At 59.5% G+C, this 17800-nt stretch carries 14 protein-coding genes and 1 pseudogene; 10 read left to right on the plus strand and 5 right to left on the minus strand.

What is annotated here, in order from left to right:
* Positions 1-51 precede the first annotated feature (51 nt).
* Entirely contained in the window at positions 52-1374 is a 1323-nt protein-coding gene (locus CAF63_RS18950; protein WP_085687332.1) for an MFS transporter, read from the plus strand.
* Positions 1375-1510: 136 nt separating this feature from the next.
* On the opposite strand, the gene CAF63_RS18955 is transcribed toward CAF63_RS18950, so the two are convergent.
* Together CAF63_RS18955 and CAF63_RS18960 are read right to left on the minus strand one after the other, a co-directional pair.
* A complete protein-coding gene (locus tag CAF63_RS18955) occupies positions 1511-2224 on the minus strand; it encodes an IclR family transcriptional regulator (RefSeq protein WP_085687334.1) in 714 nt (237 codons plus the stop codon).
* A gap of 163 nt (positions 2225-2387) precedes the next feature.
* Positions 2388-3038, minus strand: coding sequence for a carbonic anhydrase (locus CAF63_RS18960; RefSeq protein ID WP_085687336.1), 651 nt, complete (start codon positions 3036-3038; stop codon positions 2388-2390).
* Between the two features lie 299 nt (positions 3039-3337).
* On the opposite strand from CAF63_RS18960, the gene CAF63_RS18965 reads away from it, so the two are divergent.
* The gene (locus tag CAF63_RS18965) at positions 3338-3949 is read left to right on the plus strand and encodes a DapH/DapD/GlmU-related protein (protein WP_085687338.1); all 612 of its coding nucleotides are present in this window, start codon (positions 3338-3340) and stop codon (positions 3947-3949) included.
* 180 nt (positions 3950-4129) lie between these two features.
* On the opposite strand, the gene CAF63_RS18970 is transcribed toward CAF63_RS18965, so the two are convergent.
* Positions 4130-4336: an SDR family oxidoreductase gene (locus tag CAF63_RS18970; protein WP_371807417.1), complete on the minus strand. Its 207-nt coding sequence runs from the start codon at positions 4334-4336 to the stop codon at positions 4130-4132.
* A gap of 222 nt (positions 4337-4558) precedes the next feature.
* Positions 4559-5068, minus strand: a complete 510-nt coding sequence (locus tag CAF63_RS18975) for a hypothetical protein (RefSeq protein WP_085687341.1) — start codon at positions 5066-5068, stop codon at positions 4559-4561.
* Positions 5069-5191: 123 nt separating this feature from the next.
* On the opposite strand from CAF63_RS18975, the gene CAF63_RS18980 reads away from it, so the two are divergent.
* Positions 5192-6076: an AraC family transcriptional regulator gene (locus CAF63_RS18980; protein WP_085687343.1), complete on the plus strand. Its 885-nt coding sequence runs from the start codon at positions 5192-5194 to the stop codon at positions 6074-6076.
* A gap of 20 nt (positions 6077-6096) precedes the next feature.
* Here the strand turns inward: CAF63_RS18980 and CAF63_RS18985 are convergent, their stop codons facing one another.
* Positions 6097-7305, minus strand: a complete 1209-nt coding sequence (locus CAF63_RS18985) for an MFS transporter (RefSeq protein ID WP_085687345.1) — start codon at positions 7303-7305, stop codon at positions 6097-6099.
* Between the two features lie 230 nt (positions 7306-7535).
* Between CAF63_RS18985 and CAF63_RS18990 the strand changes: the two genes are divergently transcribed.
* From CAF63_RS18990 to CAF63_RS19020, 7 genes and pseudogenes are all read left to right on the plus strand, one after another.
* On the plus strand, positions 7536-8462 hold the full coding sequence (locus CAF63_RS18990) for an AraC family transcriptional regulator (protein WP_085687347.1): 927 nt from the start codon (positions 7536-7538) through the stop codon (positions 8460-8462).
* An 88-nt stretch (positions 8463-8550) separates the two neighbouring features.
* Complete coding sequence (locus tag CAF63_RS18995; protein ID WP_085687349.1) at positions 8551-9006, plus strand: (2Fe-2S)-binding protein; 456 nt, start codon at positions 8551-8553, stop codon at positions 9004-9006.
* Complete coding sequence (locus CAF63_RS19000; RefSeq protein ID WP_085687352.1) at positions 9006-11255, plus strand: molybdopterin cofactor-binding domain-containing protein; 2250 nt, start codon at positions 9006-9008, stop codon at positions 11253-11255. Before CAF63_RS18995 ends, CAF63_RS19000 begins: the two co-directional genes overlap by 1 nt.
* 17 nt (positions 11256-11272) lie before the next feature.
* Positions 11273-12629 (plus strand): annotated as a pseudogene (locus CAF63_RS19005) (cytochrome c).
* 12 nt (positions 12630-12641) lie between these two features.
* Positions 12642-13646, plus strand: coding sequence for an XdhC family protein (locus tag CAF63_RS19010; protein ID WP_085687354.1), 1005 nt, complete (start codon positions 12642-12644; stop codon positions 13644-13646).
* Positions 13647-13876: 230 nt separating this feature from the next.
* Positions 13877-16282 (plus strand): glucose/quinate/shikimate family membrane-bound PQQ-dependent dehydrogenase, encoded by a 2406-nt coding sequence (locus tag CAF63_RS19015; RefSeq protein WP_085687356.1) that lies wholly within the window; start codon positions 13877-13879, stop codon positions 16280-16282.
* An 84-nt stretch (positions 16283-16366) separates the two neighbouring features.
* Entirely contained in the window at positions 16367-17665 is a 1299-nt protein-coding gene (locus tag CAF63_RS19020) for a carbohydrate porin (protein WP_085687358.1), read from the plus strand.
* The last annotated feature ends 135 nt before the right edge of the window (positions 17666-17800 follow it).

Here is a 17800-nt window from a genome sequence, read left to right on the forward strand (position 1 = left end):
GGAGCCCGTCCGTAACGCGACACTCCACAAAAAAAACAATTGGAGAGCCTTATGACTTTCACTGGATCCTCCGTGAGCGAACTCGAACGCAAAACGATGCATCGGGTTGCCTGGCGCTTACTGCCCTTTTTGATCATCTGTTATCTGATCGCGATCATTGACCGCGGCAACATTGGCATGGCCTCGCTGCAGATGAACGAAGACCTCGGCCTGACTGCAAAAGTTTTCGGCTTTGCCAGCAGCCTGTTTTTCTTTGCCTACTTCCTGGTGGAAGTGCCCAGCAACCTGGCGATGCAAAAATTTGGTGCCCGGATCTGGATCGCGAGAATCATGATCACCTGGGGCATCATTTCGGCGGGTACCGCTTTCGTCACAGGGGCCAACTCTTTGTACGTCATGCGTTTTCTGCTGGGTGCGGCGGAGGCTGGTTTCTTTCCGGGCGTGCTCTTGTACCTCACCTACTGGTTGCCGTCTGCCTACCGTGCTCGCATGGTCGCCCTCTTCATGGTGGCCATTCCGGCGGCCAACTTCATCGGTTCTCCGCTTTCCGGGCTTTTGCTCAGCCTCGATGGGTGGATGGGCATGCGAGGCTGGCATTGGTTGTTCATCATTGAAGGCATTCCGGCCGTGATGCTGGGCATCGCTTGCCTGTTCGTACTCACTGATCGTCCCGAGCATGCCAAGTGGCTGACCGATGAGCAGCGCAACTGGCTGACCCAGCGTCTGGCAGAGGAGTCCTCCAGGAAAACCGCGATCGGCCATATCTCGTTGTGGAAATTGTTGCGCCACAAGGATATCTGGGTGCTGGCACTGATCTATTCCGGAGCTTCTGCGGCCGGGAGCACCATGAGCGTGTGGGCGCCTCAATTGCTCAAGACTTTCGGTCTCAACTCCATGGAGATCGGCCTGGTCAACGCCATCCCGTATGGCGTGGCGTCGGTGCTGATGATTCTTTGGGGGCGCAGTTCCGATCGTACAGGCGAGCGTCGCTGGCACACGGCAATGACCTTGTTGCTGATTGCGGCTGGCTTGCTCATGACCCTGTTCACTTCATCCTTGCCGGCCACGATTGTCATGCTGACCATGGTCCTGGTGGGCGCCTATTCGATGAAGGGGCCGTTCTGGGCGCTGGTGTCAGGCTGGTTGTCGTCATCCACTGCAGCAGCTGGACTGGCAGCCGTTGGCGCCATGGCCAACCTGATCGGTGGCGGGCTGATGGTGAACGCGTACGGTGCGATTCATGATGCGACGGGCAGCTATGCATTGGCACTGATGCCGTTGGCGACGCTGTGCACGTTGGCTGGCGTCATGGTTCTGGTCATCGGTCGCAAACGTCAGCGTGAGCAAGGTGATCTGGCAGTCAGCGTCAAATAGAGACGGCTCTGCCTTACGACGATGCCCATTTTCCCTTGGGGGGCATGGGCATCGTTGCTCAATCGAAAGCCAATCGACGCCCTGCGGGGGTGACGGACGAGAACAAACTCACCTTGATCATTGCGACAACGTCGTCTCACTTCAGGGGAGCTGATTCGTCCGATGGCTTGAGGCCCAGGCTGCGCATCAGCTCACGGGCGGTATCGAAAAAGGTCGCTTTTATGCTTTCGGCGGCTTCTTCAGTCAATCGGCTCGAAGGGCCGGAGATGACCAGCGCACCCATCAACTCTTTCTGAGCGCCATAAATCGGCAATGCAATGGAAGACGCATGGGGATCCGTCGCGCCGCGCGAGTAGTACGGTTTTTCCAGCGCGATGCCAACCTGAAACGGTGCACGCAACGCCTGGGCTCCTGCCGCTTCATCCATGGGACGCATATCACCTGGCTGCATGTTGAGTCGCAGCCGGTGCGAGGAATTCACTCGGTACTGGCACATCCGATAGGCGCCATGGCGCACATAAAATGATGCGGTTTCGCCAGACTGCTCGGAAAGATACTGGAGCCGTGGCATCACATGACGCTCAAGATCCAGGGCTTCCTGATAAACCGCATTAAGCCTCATGACTTCGCTGGCCAGTTGATAACGGCCATCGGCCATTCGGTTGATCAGTCCATGATTTTCCAGCGAGACCATCAAGCGCATGACGGTGCTTTTAATCAGCCCGGTACGTTCAACCAGTTCCACCAAACTCAATGCCGTATCGCCGACCTGAAAAGCCGTGAGCACGGTCAAGACCCGGTCAGCCGAAGCCACACCGTTTACCGCTGGACGCGGCCGCGCATTGGACATCAGAAAAAACCTCTCCTATTGGGCCCGTTATACAAATCATTGTGAGGGCCGGAAACCCGATTATCCGGCAATAGCGGTGTTCCAGCCATCGTTGTGGTGATCGGGGCGAATGTATTCGGAAGCTGATGTGCCCGGCCTCATTCGCCCATCGCCACTGTACCTGTCAGTTTCTGCGTGCAGCGACCGCCGTGGTGGTCGGCGAATCAGCCAGTGAAACGAACTGTCGAGTCGCACCATCAAGCGCATCAATGCACCCCGCCTCGATGTCGTAGACCCAGCCATGCAGGTTCAAGCGCCCCTGCTCCAAGGCCAGGGCCACCGATGGGTGAGTGCGCAGATTCGCCAGTTGCGCGATCACGTTTTCGCGAACGAGACCATCGAGCTTGTCGTCAGGCGTGTCGAACTGATGGGCCGCGTTGATCGCTTTCGCGGCGTCCGCGTGACGGAGCCAGTTAGCGACCGCCGGCAGGTGATCCAGACACGTGCAGCGCGAGATCGCGCCCATTGCGCCGCAGTCCGAGTGGCCGCAGATTACGATGTCCTGTACGCCAAGCACTGCAACCGCATATTCGACGGTAGCCGAAACGCCACCGGGTTCGGGGCCGTACGACGGCACGATATTGCCGGCGTTGCGAATCACGAACAGTTCACCCGGTTCGCGTTGCGTCAGGAGTTCAGGCACAACGCGACTGTCCGAGCAGGTTACAAATAATGCTTTCGGATTTTGTGCCGTCGCCAATTGCTTGAAAAGCTCGACGCGTTGCGGATAAACCTCGCGCTGGAAACGCAAAAAACCGTCAATGATGTCACGCATGGAGTTCTCCAGACCCTGATACTGAAAGATGGCGCGAGCTCTTGATATACCCTCGCGCCGTTGTGGCCGTGATTATTGCAGACCTTGCCTGCCATGGCTTTACTCGATCATTCATGCATTTCGAATCGTGATCAATGCAGCTTTTGTTCGAAACACCTTGGCTCGGTCACCTCTCATTGTGTTCTGAGTCTATGCAATTCTTCGCCTGACTTGGCGCACAACTGGATTGATCGCCTGATTCCACTACAGCTTAGCGGCAACGTTCATCCGCTCGAGCAACCTGCACAGGAGAAATAACTGTGAAGCTACCTGAGATCAGTACGTTTATTGCCCGATGGTCCTTGCTGGGCTCGCTACCACCAGTTGCTTGGCTGATTACTCATGACTGCGAAAATCAGGTTTTGGCCTTGCTTGATCGCCTCGGTACGGGTTATCGACGCAGCGGTCACTGTGCGATCCATGAAAGTGCCTTTGTGGAAGACGGGGCTGTGCTCAAGGGGCCGATTATCATCGGAGAAGGATCATTTGTGGCGGCGGGAGCTTACCTGCGTGGTGGAGTCTATCTCGGCAACAATTGTATTGTTGGCCCAAGCTGCGAAGTTAAAAGCAGCATCCTGCTTGCAGGAAGCAAGCTTGCACACTTCAACTTCGTCGGCGACTCACTTATTGGCGAGCGCGTAAACATTGAAGCAGGTGCAATTATTGCCAACTATCGCAACGAACTGGACGGCGTGGACATCAAAATCCGTTACGCAGACAGTGTGATCGAGACGCAGGTCAACAAATTCGGTGCCTTGGTAGGTGACGACTGCAAAATTGGGGCAAATGCAGTCATAGCTCCCGGAGCAATACTACCCCCCCACACCCATGTTCCACGCCTGGGGTTGATTGACCAATTCGCCTACGATTGAACCCCGCCACCTTTCAACCAGTCAGGAATCGATAGCTTGCAGTTGCGCCTTATTGAGGCGCCCTGTTCAAAACTGTTGAGCTGAACTTGTCGATCACTGTTCAGGCTGTGAGTACCGTTCATTGTCCGCCGGGGTCCAACCTGAACCCTAGACGAGGGTTGCCCAGGGTCAAACAACCATTCAGATTTGCGACAGACCGCCATCGACCATCAGCTCTACCCCATTGACATACCTGGCATCGGCGGATGCCAGAAACAGTGCTGACGTAGCGATTTCGTCAGGTCGGGCCATGTAGCCAAGTGGCGTGATCTGCTCGACGTGTTGGCGAAGCGCGGCGTGGTGCACAGGGTTTACGAAGTCATCTATGCAAAACGACTCGCCCCCCACTCAGACTTTCTGATGCCGTCGGTGCAAAATCTTACCCCGACCGTCGCACGGCTCTATGCAGAAATTTTCCACAGTGAAAAACAGACAACCTTGGTGGATTGAAAACAGGCGAAGGCATTCTGCTCCATAAATACGTTTATCGTTTATCCAGCCATGTTCCCGCTCAGACTGGTGGGTGAGCGAGAACACTGCCTTACTGACTCAACGTTTAAATGTCGCGGTTCAGGACTTGCGTTCGAACCGGGCAATGCATATGCCTTTCGTTTCTCTACGCAGAGCGAACATCTGGGCGATCACGCCTACAACCAGCACGAGCGCTATTAGACCGAGGACGCCTTTAAGCAAGGGTGAATTCGGATCAGTCACGATTGGGTGCCCATCGGGAACCCGGCGCAATGTCTCCGAGACGGCCGGAACCATCAGGAAGAAGGCGGTCAAGCTCAACAGGATCGTTTCAAGGTACACCCCTGCCCGCCCCAACCCGTTAGCGAATCCAATTCCGTAACCGGCGAGAAGCAATACAAGGGTTATGCCACCGATCACCGGGCTGATCGGCTGATGAGCCACCAAAAACACCGTGCAACTGCCGATCAGCATAAAAATGAAATACGCAAGCCCCGCCCGCGACCGAGGTACGATGCGCCCGTGTTTGATGAACATGTAAGCGGCCAGCGGAATGGCTGGCAGGCTACCTAATGTGTGTACCCAGCCAAGGGCAGAGATCCCGAACATGCTGTGGTTCCTTATGTTGTCGGATGATGTGCTAAATACACTCCACGCTCCGGAAAGCTGATTGATCGCTTCGAAGCGTTTTGATTCACGGGCTCAGACTATTAAAGGAATGACCGTACCGACATGACCGATTCACTGGAAAACTTGACCATTCTTCCGGAAATGAAACTGGAGGGGCTGGCCACGGGGGATCTGCTGTCGCAGGTATTGGCCAATATCCGCTTGACGGGGGATCGCTTCTACCCGGTAACACTTGCCCAGGGCGAACGCCTGAAACTGGATGCGAAAAGCTCACACATCTGCGTCTTGAAGCTGGGCAAGGTTCATATCGAAGGTGCCAACGGCCAGACCGTCAACATCGAACAGGGAGACATTCTCCTGCTACCCCACGCCCCGTCGTCGATGGAAATCACGGCTTCCCTGGGATCCGCGACCGTCATCCTTTGCCGCTTCTGGTTCGATGCCAACAGTTTCCAGGCGATGCTGTTCGCCCTGCCATGGCTGATTCATATCAATCGGATCGAAGCGGCGGCCTGGGCGGAAAACATTCTGCATTTCATGCAGATTGAGTCCAATGACACACAGCCAGGCGGTGCATTGATGATTTCGCGCCTGATTGACCTCATCGTCATTCGCATCCTCCGTACCTGGGTTCAACAGGGCATGGCCTCGGGTTGGCTCGGAGGTTTGTCTGACGAACGTATCGCCCGAACCCTGAGAGCCATACACGAAAAGCCGGGGAAGCAATGGCGGATCGATGCACTCGCGACGGTCGCCGGGATGTCACGCTCCAGTTTCTGCGAGCGATTCAGCGCATTGGTCGGACGCTCCCCGCTGCGTTACCAGAACGAATGGCGTCTGGGCCTGGCAAAGTCGATGCTGGCCAAAAAGGACAGCCGTATAGGCGAAGTGGGGTTCGCAATAGGCTATGAGTCCGAGGCTGCTTTCAGTCGGGCCTACAAAAGTCATTTCGGCCGTTCGCCCCGAGACGATAAAAATCAGCACTGAGCTTACGCTGCCGGTTCTTGTCAGGCTGTCACGTTCGACTCGACAAGATGAACTTCAGTGGCACTGCGACCCGCCAGCCACGCAAGCACAGACGCGGCAAGCAATACGGCGGCGCTGAGCTCGAATGTCGCTCTGTAACCGCTCTGATCAAATGCCAGACCGCCAATGATTGCGCCGCCTGCGATAGCCAGCTGGACGATGGCCACGAGCAAGCCTCCACCGGCTTCGGCATCATCCGGGAGCGTGCGGGCCAGCCATGTCCACCATCCCACCGGGGCGGCAGTTGCCACGAGTCCCCATAGTCCGAGCAGCACGGCGGTCAGCATCGCTGACTCACCAAAATTCACCAACGCCAGCGCGATGGCCGCCATGATCAGCGGGATGATGGTCAGCGTGCGGTAAAGACCGCCCCCGATGAATCTTTCAATCAGAAAGGTGCCGATAAAACCTGCAAGTCCGAGCCCCAGCAGCATGAAAGACAATGTTGAAACACTGACGCCGGTGACCCCTTCAAGAAACGGGCGCAGGTAAGTGAACAACATGAACTGGCCCATGAAAAATACGCTGACGGCGACCATGCCCAGTGCCACTGGCCATTGCTTCATCAGCCGCAATACGTTGCCATTACCGGCCTGGCGCTCGGCCTTGAAGGTAGGAAGGCTGATCAGCAGCCATACGGTCGCGAGTACCGCCACCGGAACCACACAGAAAAACGCGCCACGCCAGCCGATCAACGAGCCCAGAAAACTGCCCGCCGGCGCCGCGATCACCGTTGCCATTGCGTTGCCGCCGTTGACGATGGCCAGCGCGCGGGAAACCTGCGCAGGTGGCACCAGACGCATTGCCGTCGCCGTCGACAATGACCAGAAGCCACCAATTGCAATCCCGATCAACGCACGTCCAAACATGAATGACGGGTAGCCCGGCGCGATCGCGACGACCGTACCGGAGACGATCATCAGCAAGGTCAGGCCCAGCAGCAATGTCTTGCGTTCAACACGAGCGGCAATCGAGGCAATGACCAGGCTGGTGATCAATGCGAAGGCACCGGACACGGAAATACCCTGCCCCGCCTGGCCTTCCGTGATTTGCAGGTCTGTCGCAATCGGTGTCAGCAAGCTGACGGGCATGAATTCTGATGCGACCAACGCGAATGCGGCCAACGACATGGCCAGCACCGCGCTCCAGCCGCCTGTTCTTTTAGAGGGATCTGTAGACGGAAAAGTCATGGAAACTACCTGTGGTGCGAAAAAAACGTGTGGGTGTGATGCGAAAGGGAAAGCAGTTTGTGGCCCGGGCGGGCACTTCCCCTGTAACAGATAGACACATTCTCCCGGTCAATCCGGGGCTTCCCTAGCGCAATCCTCTTGAATGCTTGCCTGATCCTCTGAGGATGCAGGGGGATGGATAGGAAACGTCTGGTCAGCGGATTAGAGTTCGGTCAACAGGAGCGACACTTATGATCTCTACTCCCCTGCCCCATAAATTGGCATTGAATATCGACCCGCGCGTGAGCGCACCAGGCGACTTCGAGACAGCTATTCCCGGCCTGTCGCTGTTTCGTCGCGACCAGCCAGCGCCGCCCTCCGTGTGCATGGTCGAGCCGAGCCTGATTCTCGTGGGCCGTGGGGAAAAGCGCCTGTGGGTCGGTGGTGAGGGCTACAGCTACGACCCCTCGCGATTTCTGGTCACGTCGCTGGATTTGCCCGCCAACTCCGAAGTGATGCTTGCCAGTCCCGAACAGCCCTGCGTCGGCCTCGTCCTGAAGCTGGATGTCAGCATGCTTGCCGAAGTCATCACCAAGAGCGGCCTGCCCGCCAGGCGCCATCAAACAATGGGTACAGGCGCGGGTATTGGCAGCATGTCTTCAGCCCTGGAGGGCGCGCTCGATCGACTGCTCGCATTGCTTGATGAACCCGAGGCGATCCCGGTGCTGGCACCGCTGATTCTGCGAGAGATCCACTATCGGCTGCTCCATACCGACCAAGGTTCCCGCCTGCGGCAGATCACTGCCGTCGATGGCCAGGGTTATCGCATCGCCAAGGCCATTGACTGGCTCAAGGTCAATTACACCGAAGCACTGCGTATCGACGATCTGGCCGCACGGGTGCAGATGAGCTCTCCCACTTTTCACCATCATTTTCGCCAGCTCACCGGCATGAGCCCGTTGCAGTACCAGAAATGGTTGCGGCTCAACGAAGCGCGGCGGCTGATGCTGGTCGAGCGCCTTGACGTTTCGCGGGCAGCGTTTGCGGTCGGCTATGAAAGTCCTTCGCAATTCAGCCGCGAATATGGGCGCCTGTTCGGGACCGCGCCGAGTCGTGACATCGCCCTTCTGCGCGGACATCCGTTCGAGGCGCAAGCGCTCGGAACCGTCGCCAATTGAACAAAGAACAAGCTTCACCGGTGATACACCTCGCAGCGCGTCACCGTTAATAACAATGCACGTCAACCGATGATCAAGCGGGTGAACCATGGAACTACGAATCAACCAGAAGACCTATCAGGTCGATGCCGACGCCGATACGCCCTTGCTGTGGGTGATCCGCGATGATCTGGGCATGACCGGCACCAAGTACGGCTGCGGACTGGCGCAATGCGGCGCCTGTTCGGTGCTGGTAGACGGCAATGTGGTGCGTTCATGCGTGACGCCGGTGGCGGGTGTGGTTGGCCGTGAGGTCACCACCATTGAAGCCATCGAGACCGATGACGTAGGCAAACGGGTCGTAGAAACCTGGGTCGATCTGCAGGTGGCCCAGTGCGGCTACTGCCAGTCCGGGCAGGTCATGGCTGCGACGGCATTGCTCAAGCAGAACCCCAAACCGAGTGATGCGCAGATCGAGGCGGCGATGGTCAATCTGTGCCGCTGCGGCACTTACAACGCGATTCATGCCGCCGTGCATGAACTTGCCGGCAAGGGAGACGCCTGATGAACGTTCGTATCGACCCTTCTCTGGAAGCCGCAGAGCTGGCTCTGCATGATCCGGTCAACCTCTCACGCAGACGTTTTCTGACGGGGACTGCCGTCGGTGCGCTGGTCCTCGGCTTCGGTCTGCCGCTGGGTGCAACGCGCGTGCAGGCAGCCGCTGCGGCAACGGCCAAGCGCGGCACGCAGGTTCCAGCGTTTCTGGAGATTCGCCCGGACAATCGCGTGCGTCTGCTCTGCCCATTCATGGAAGGCGGACAAGGGACGTTCACCGCGATGGCCCAGATTGTCGGTGAGGAACTGGACGCCGACCCCGCGACCTTCCTGGTCGAAGCCGCGCCGCCCGGCGAGGCCTATGTGGTCATGGAGAACGGCATGCGCATCACCGGCGGCAGCATGTCGGTGCGCATGAGTTACCCGGTCATGCGCCGCCTAGGCGCCCTCGCCCGCGCCATGCTGTTGCAGGCTGGCGCGCAGCAACTTGGCGTGCCGGTGAGCGAGTTGAGCACCGAGCCTGGCAAGGTCGTACATGCCAAGTCGGGCCGCTCACTGGCCTACGGTGAACTGGCTGAGCGTGCGATGGACCTGCCGGTTCCCGATCCGGCTTCCGTAACACTGCGTGATCCGAGTCAGTTCCGCTGGATCGGCAAACCGGTGAAACGCGTCGATGCTTATGACAAATCCACGGGCAAGGCGCTCTACAGCATCGATCTGAAGGTCGACGGCATGCTCCATGCCGCCGTTCAACATGCGCCGCGCCTGGGGATGACGGTGGGCAACCTGCGCAACGAAGATCAGGTCAAGGCGATGAAAGGCGTGCATTCCGTGCATCGTCTGCCGGGCGCCGTGGCGGTGGTCGCCGAACGCTGGTGGCACGCCAAACGTGCCGTCGAGGCGATCCAGGTCGACTGGCAAGAACCAACGGCCGACAGCAAAGTGCGGCCGATGCCCGCCGACTTTTCCAGCGATGCCTGGCTCAAGCGACTCGCTGAAGATAAAAGCCCCGCCAAAGATGATGAGCATGAAGGCGACTTGGCTTCGATTCTCAAGGAGAGCAAGACGCGGATCGACGCCACTTACCACAACCAATACCTGAACCACGGTCAGTTGGAACCCCCATCTGCGCTGGCCAGATTCAATCCGGACGGATCGCTGGAGGTCTGGCTGCCCAATCAGGCGCCGGACATGTTCCGTGCCGACATCGCCAAGCGCACCGGACTGGATCCGTCGCGCATCACCTTGCATTCACCGCTGTTGGGTGGATTCTTCGGGCGGCATTTCCTTTACGACTCGGCCAACCCTTATCCGCAGGCCATTGCTTTGGCGAAAGCGGTTGGCCGCCCGGTCAAATTGATCTGGAGTCGAGAGGAAGAATTCCTGCGCGACGTGCTCCGTCCGGTTGCGGCAGTCAATTTCCGCGCCGCACTGGACAGCGACGGCTGGCCGCTGGCAATCGAAGCAATCAGTGCCACCGAAGGTCCGACCGAGGCCCTCGCCGGCAAGCAGGGAGAAAAACTCGACCCCACAGCACTTGAAGGGTTGTCGGGCAAATCCTACGCAATCCCCAACAAGCGGATTGCGCAGATCTATGTCAAAGGGCCGGCCATGCTGGGTTACTGGCGTTCGGTGGGCAATTCCCTCAACGACTTTTTCTATGAATCGTTCCTTGATGAACTGGCGGACAAGGGCGGTAAAGACCCGTTCGACCTGCGCCTGCATTTGCTGCGCGACAACAAACGACTGACCACATTGCTGCAGGCCGTGGGTGAGCTGTCGGGCGGCTGGAAACGCGGGCCGTTTACCGCAGACGACGGTAGCCGGCGTGCGCGAGGCGTGGCGATGGCTTCGCCGTTCGGTACACAGACGGCCGTAATCGCCGAGGTGTCCATCGAGAATGGCCAGGTCGAGGTGCACGACATCTGGCAGGCGATTGACCCGGGCAGCATCGTCAACCCGGCGATCGTCGAAGCTCAGGTCAACGGCGCCGTGGCCTTGGGGTTGTCGCAGACTTTGGTGGAAGAAGCCGTGTGGATTGATGGCAAACCCCGGGCACGCAACTACGACCTGTATCCGGTCCTGCCGCCTGCGAGGATGGCACGGGTCCACGTGCGGGTCGTCGAGAGCGGGGAAAAAATGGGCGGCATCGGCGAACCGCCGTTGCCGGCCGTAGCGCCTGCCGTCGCCAATGCGGTGGCAGCGCTGACGGGCCAGCGGGTTCGCAGCCTGCCCATGAGCCGACACACCTTCACCTGATCAGCGCCGGAGCGTCCATGAATAACAGCCGATTCGCAAGAACCGCTGGCTGGCTGGCTGGCCGTGCCGTGCCTGGTCGCGGCAGGCCTGCTGGCCTGGTATGTCACACGCGAGCCCACCTCGCCTTTTGAGAGCAATCCAGTCGCCGTGGCCGACATCGACCCGGCGTTGGTCACCCGTGGCGAATACGTCGCCAGACTCAGCGATTGCGTGGCTTGTCACAGCGTGCCGGGCGGCGCGCCGTTCGCAGGTGGTCTGGAAATGGCCACACCGCTGGGCACGATCCACGCGACCAATATCACTCCGGACACGGAAACCGGCATCGGCCACTACAGTCTGGCCGACTTCGACCGGGCCGTGCGCCATGGCGTGGCACCCGACAGTCGTCGTTTATATCCGGCGATGCCCTACCCGTCCTACGCCAAGCTCAGCGATGACGACGTGCGCGCGTTGTATGCGTTCTTCATGAAAGGTGTGGCGCCGGTCAAACAAGCGAACATCCCGAGCGGGATTCCGTGGCCGCTGAACCTGCGCTGGCCGATTGCATTGTGGAACGGCGTGTTCGTCGACGCGGAACCTTATGCAGCCAAACCGTCGCAGGATGAGGTATGGAACCGTGGCGCATACCTCGTACAGGGTGCCGCGCACTGCGGCAGCTGCCATACCCCTCGCGGCCTGGCGTTCAACGAGAAAGCACTGGACGAGTCCGGTACGCCGTTCCTCACCGGCGCCTTGCTCGATGGTTGGTACGCACCGAGCCTGCGCGATGATCACAACACCGGGCTGGGCCGCTGGAGCGAGGCGGAAATCGTGCAGTTCCTCAAGACCGGTCGCAACAGACACGCAGTGGTCTACGGCTCGATGACCGAAGCGTTCAACAACTCCACGCAGTTCATGAGCGATGACGATCTGACGGCCATTGCCCGCTATCTCAAATCGTTACCTGGCGATCGCCAACGCGACGGGCAGCCTTGGCAGTATCAAGCGGTGTCGGCCGCGGAACGTCTGGACTCGCCCGGTGCTCATACTTACGTGACACGCTGTGCTTCGTGCCACGGCCTGGACGGCAAGGGCCAATCAGAATGGATGCCACCGCTGGCGGGCGCGACGTCTGCGCTGGCCAGGGAAAGCGCCTCGGCGATCAACATCACCCTCAATGGTTCGCAGCGTGTCGTGGCGGCCGGTGTGCCCGATGCCTATCGCATGCCGGCGTTCCGGGAACAGTTGTCGGATCAGCAGATCGCCGAAGTGCTGACCTTCATGCGCAGCACCTGGGGCAATCAGGGCACCGCTGTCGATGCGCAGGCAGTAAACAAGCTGCGTGAACACACGGGTCCGGCCAGCAGCAGCCCGATCATCCTGCAGATGCGTTAAGAGGAAAGCCTGATGGAAAGCATCGACTTGCTGGTCCTGCGTACCGCGCGGGACTGGCTCGCTGCCGGAGAGCGTGTGCTGATCGCAACAGTGGCCCGAACCTGGGGTTCTTCACCCCGCCCGACCGGGTCGATGATGGCCTTGCGTAACGACGGTCGTGTGGTGGGCAGTGTTTCCGGCGGCTGCATCGAGGACGATCTGATCCATCGCTACACGACCGCCCACGGCGGGGGCGGTCTGCAGGACAGCGCGCCGCAAGTGGTGCGCTACGGCGTCAGTGCCGATGAGGCACATCGCTTCGGCTTGCCCTGTGGCGGCACACTTGAGCTGATTCTCGAATTCAATCCGAACCGGGAATCGCTCGACGAGTTGCTGGTGCAACTGGATGCCGGGCAACTGGTTCGCCGTCGTCTCATGTTGGCGACCGGTCAGGTCACGCTCGAAGCCACCGCCACACCGGAGCAATTCAGTTTCGACGGCACGCAGATGCTCAATACCTTGGGGCCAGGTTATCGAATGCTCATGATCGGCGCTGGCGCGCTGGCCGAGTATCTGGCCACCATGGCGTTGTTCAATGGATTCAAGGTAACGGTTTGCGATCCACGGCCCGAGTACATCGAGACCTGGGCCGTAGACGGTGTAGAGCGAATCGTCGGCATGCCGGACGACGTGGTGCGCGACTTCGCGGTCGATCTGCGCACTTGCATCGTTGCCCTGAGTCATGACCCCAAACTCGACGATCTGGCACTGCTCGAAGCCTTGCATGGCCCGGCGTTTTACATCGGCGCCATTGGTTCGCGGCGCAACAGCCAGCTGCGCCGCGAACGTTTGATCGAGCATTTTGGTGAGACCCAGGCGTCACTTGAGCGATTGCACGGTCCGATCGGCCTCTACATCGGCAGCAAGACGCCTGCGGAAATCGCGGTCAGCGTGATGGCCGAAATTCTTGCGGCCAAAAATGGCACCCGTCTGCCAGAAGCGTTTTCCATCGCCAGGGCCAAAGCGCTCGTGGATTGAGCGGTGCTTCTGCACCGCCTTGCTGACCACACCTGTCAAAAATCCCATCCCTCCTGACAGAAAAGCGACTTCCCCACCGTCTCACCAATCCCCGCCGCTCTTCGGACATGCGCTCGTCCCCGTTCATGCGCGCCATTGAGCAGCAAACTACACTTCATGCTGAATTAGTGATTTAACTAGGTAGTTACCTAACTATATAATGCCCTCCTCATTTCAACGGGACATTCAACGTGAAGCAGAGTCAACGCCTCTCGGGCATATCAAAATTCATTCTGGTGGGGTTGGGCGTGATCATCGCCCTGCTCGGCCTGGCGCTTGCTGCTGGCGGCGTGAAATTGGTCAGCCTGGGAGGCTCGTGGTACTTCCTGGTGGGTGGTCTGGTGATGGCCGTTTCCGGTCTGCTGATCGCGCGTATCAAGCCTGCCGGTGCGTGGTTGTTCGCAGCCTTTCTGGCAGGGACGGCGATCTGGGCGGTGAGCGATGCCGGGCTGGTGTTCTGGCCGGTGTTCTCGCGCCTGTTCATGTTCAGCGCCGTGGGCCTGGTAGTCGCGCTGGTCTACCCAATGCTGAAACGCGCCAACGGCGGCGTTGCGGGTCGTGGCGCCTACGGTGTTGCCGCTGTTCTGGCGATTGGACTGGCGGTGGCTGCCGGCAACATGTTCGTCGCGCACCCGACCATCGCCCCTACCGGCACCGGTCCGGGCCTCACGCCGGTCGAGCCGGAAAAGGCGCAGAAAGACTGGGCCCACTACGGTAATACCGAGGGTGGCAGCCGCTTCGCCGCGCTGGACCAGATCAACCGCAGCAACGTCGACAAGCTGAAAGTCGCGTGGACTTACCATACCGGCGACATCGCCGAGAGTGACGGCAACGGCGCCGAAGACCAGCTGACTCCGCTGCAGATCGGCAACAAGGTGTTCATCTGTACCCCGCACAACAACCTGATTGCGCTGGACGCCGACACCGGTAAAGAACTCTGGAAAAACGCGATCAACGCTCAGTCCAAAGTCTGGCAGCGTTGCCGTGGCATGGCGTATTTCGACGCCAGCGCCGCCGTCGCCAAACCGACCAGCTCGACAGTCACCGAAACCCCGACTGCTCCAGTCGCCAACTGCACACGTCGCTTGCTGACCAACACCATCGACGCCCGCCTGATCGCGGTCGATGCCGACACCGGCGAGTTCTGCCGGGGGTTCGGCAACAACGGCCAAGTGGATCTGAAGGCCGGTCTGGGTGATGTCCCGGACAGCTACTATCAACTGTCCTCCGCGCCGCTGATGGCCGGCACCACCGTGGTGGTTGGCGGTCGTGTGGCTGACAACGTGCAAACCGACATGCCGGGCGGCGTGATCCGTGGTTTCGACGTCATGACCGGTGCCATGCGCTGGGCGTTCGACCCGGGCAACCCGCAGGATAAAAATGCACCGGCCGATGGCCAAACCTATGTGCGCAGCACGCCGAACAGCTGGGCACCGATGTCCTATGACCCGGCGACCAACACGATCTTCCTGCCGATGGGCAGCTCGTCCACCGACATCTATGGTGTCGAGCGCAGCAAACTGGATCACACCTATGGCGCCTCCGTCCTGGCGCTGGACGCCAACAGCGGCGAAGAAAAGTGGGTATTCCAGACCGTCCACAACGACCTCTGGGACTTCGACCTGCCGATGCAGCCAAGCCTGATCGACTTCACCAAGGACGGTAAAACCGTACCGGCGGTGGTCATCGGCACCAAGGCAGGGCAGATTTACGTGCTCGACCGCGCCACTGGCAAACCGTTGACCGACGTAAAAGAAGTGCCGGTCAAGGCCGCCAATATCCCCAACGAGCCGTACTCGCCGACCCAGCCGAAATCGGTGGGCATGCCGCAGATCGGTGCCCAGCACCTGACTGAGTCCGACATGTGGGGCGCCACGCCGTACGACCAGTTGCTGTGCCGGATCGATTTCAAGTCGATGCGTTACGACGGCTTGTACACCGCGCCGGGCACTGACAAATCCCTGAGCTTCCCGGGTTCGCTGGGCGGCATGAACTGGGGCAGCATCTCCACTGACCCGGTGCACGGTTTCATCTTCGTCAACGACATGCGTCTGGGCCTGTGGATTCAGATGATCCCGTCGCAGAACAAAGGCCAGGCAACCTCCGGTGGTGAAGCGCTGAACACCGGCATGGGCGCAGTGCCGCTGAAAGGCACGCCTTACGCGGTGAACAAGAACCGCTTCCTGTCGGTGGCCGGCATTCCGTGCCAGGCCCCGCCGTTCGGTACGCTGACCGCCATCGACATGAAAACCCAGAAAGTCGCCTGGCAAGTTCCGGTCGGCACCGTTGAAGACACTGGTCCCTTGGGCATCCGCATGCACCTGCCGATCAAGATCGGTCTGCCAACCCTCGGCGGCACGCTGTCGACCCAAGGCGGCCTGATCTTCATCGCCGGCACCCAGGACTTCTATCTGCGCGCCTTCAACAGCGCCAATGGTGAAGAAATCTGGAAAGCGCGTCTGCCGGTCGGCAGCCAGGGTGGCCCGATGACCTATGTGTCGCCGAAAACCGGCAAGCAATACGTGGTCATCACCGCCGGTGGCGCTCGCCAGTCGACCGATCGCGGTGACTACGTAATGGCTTACGCCCTGCCGTAAACCGTCGCGTTCGCCTTCGTTTCACTTGTGCGCGGCACCTTCGGGTGCCGCGTTGTTTCATGTCCTTCGCTCTGGATTTGCGCAATGTCATTGGCTGTTCGCTTTTCTCACGCCGGGGTTTTCACCGGCATGCTGTTCGGTCTCACCTGCGGCGCTGCCCTGCCCGCCCTTGCCGACACCGATTCCAACGTGTTCACCCGCAACACCCTGACCGGCGACTGGGGCGGCCTGCGCCATCAGCTCGATGAAGACGGCATCAAGTTCACCGGCGACTACACCGGTGAAACCGCCTACAACGCCGACGGCGGCCTGCACCACTCGGCCCGCTACTCGCAAAACATCAAACTCGGTGCGCAATTCGATCTGAGCAAAATCTATGGCGTGGACAACGCCGGCAAGATCCAGCTGAGCATCAACGACCGTCGTGGCGCCAGCGCGTCCGAAGATCTGGTCGGCAACCGTCTGCCAATCCAGGAAAACTACGGTGGCCTCTACACGCGCCTCACCGAGCTGAGCTACGAGCGCAGCCTGTTCACCCCGGCGCTGAACGTCAAACTCGGCTACATGGCCATGGGCAACGACCTTGGCGGACTGGACAGCGGCATTCTCTGCAACTTCATGAACGCCGGTTTCTGCGGCCACCCGCTGAACATGTCCGGGGGCAGTGGCTGGACCAACTACCCCAACGCTCACTTGGGTGTGCGGGTGAAATACGATTTGTCGCCGGAATGGCAACTGCGCGTCGCCGCGTTCAATGTCGACCCGGAAAGTAACGGCAATTCCAGCCGCGCCTGGCACCTGGGCCCGAAACACACGACGGGCACCGTGGTGCCGATCGAATTGGTCTACAAGCACGCAGGCAAACTGCCCGGCGAGTACAAGGTCGGGTATTACTACGACAGCTCCGACGTCAAACGCATCGGCAGCGATAAAGAAGTGTCCGGTCGTGGCGGTCATTACCTGCTGATCGACCAGGCGGTATGGGCCTCGCAGTCTTCCGAAGGCCGCAGCCTGCATGCGTTCGGTCAATACTCGGCAGCCAGTGAAGCCGCTTCGCCGTTCAGCAAGTGGTACGGCACCGGCCTGGTTTTGTACAAACCGTTCGAAGGCCGTCCTCGTGACACTGTCGCGCTGGGCTACGGTCGGGCGGTGCCGAACCCACGCAGTCGCGATGTGCAACAGGACGCCGCACTGAACAATGGCGTGGTGTTTCCAAATCTGGACAGCGCCGAGCAATTGATCGAACTCGGTTACGGGTATCAGGCCACGCCTTGGCTGACGCTGCGCCCGAATATGCAGTACATCATCGAGCCGGGCGCGTTTTCGGGGAAGGACATCGACAATGCGCTGGTGTTTGGATTGCAGGTGAAAGCCGCGCTCTGATACCGACGTTTACCGACCACAAAAAAAGCACCCGAACAGACTGTGTGAAAACCTAGCAATCTGTCCGGCCCTTTAAGAAAATGCTCCGTATCGAAAGATACGGAGCATTTTTCGTTATGGCCTACATACAAGGAG

This window comes from Pseudomonas sp. B20(2017) (genome assembly GCF_002113125.1).
GTDB lineage: Bacteria > Pseudomonadota > Gammaproteobacteria > Pseudomonadales > Pseudomonadaceae > Aquipseudomonas.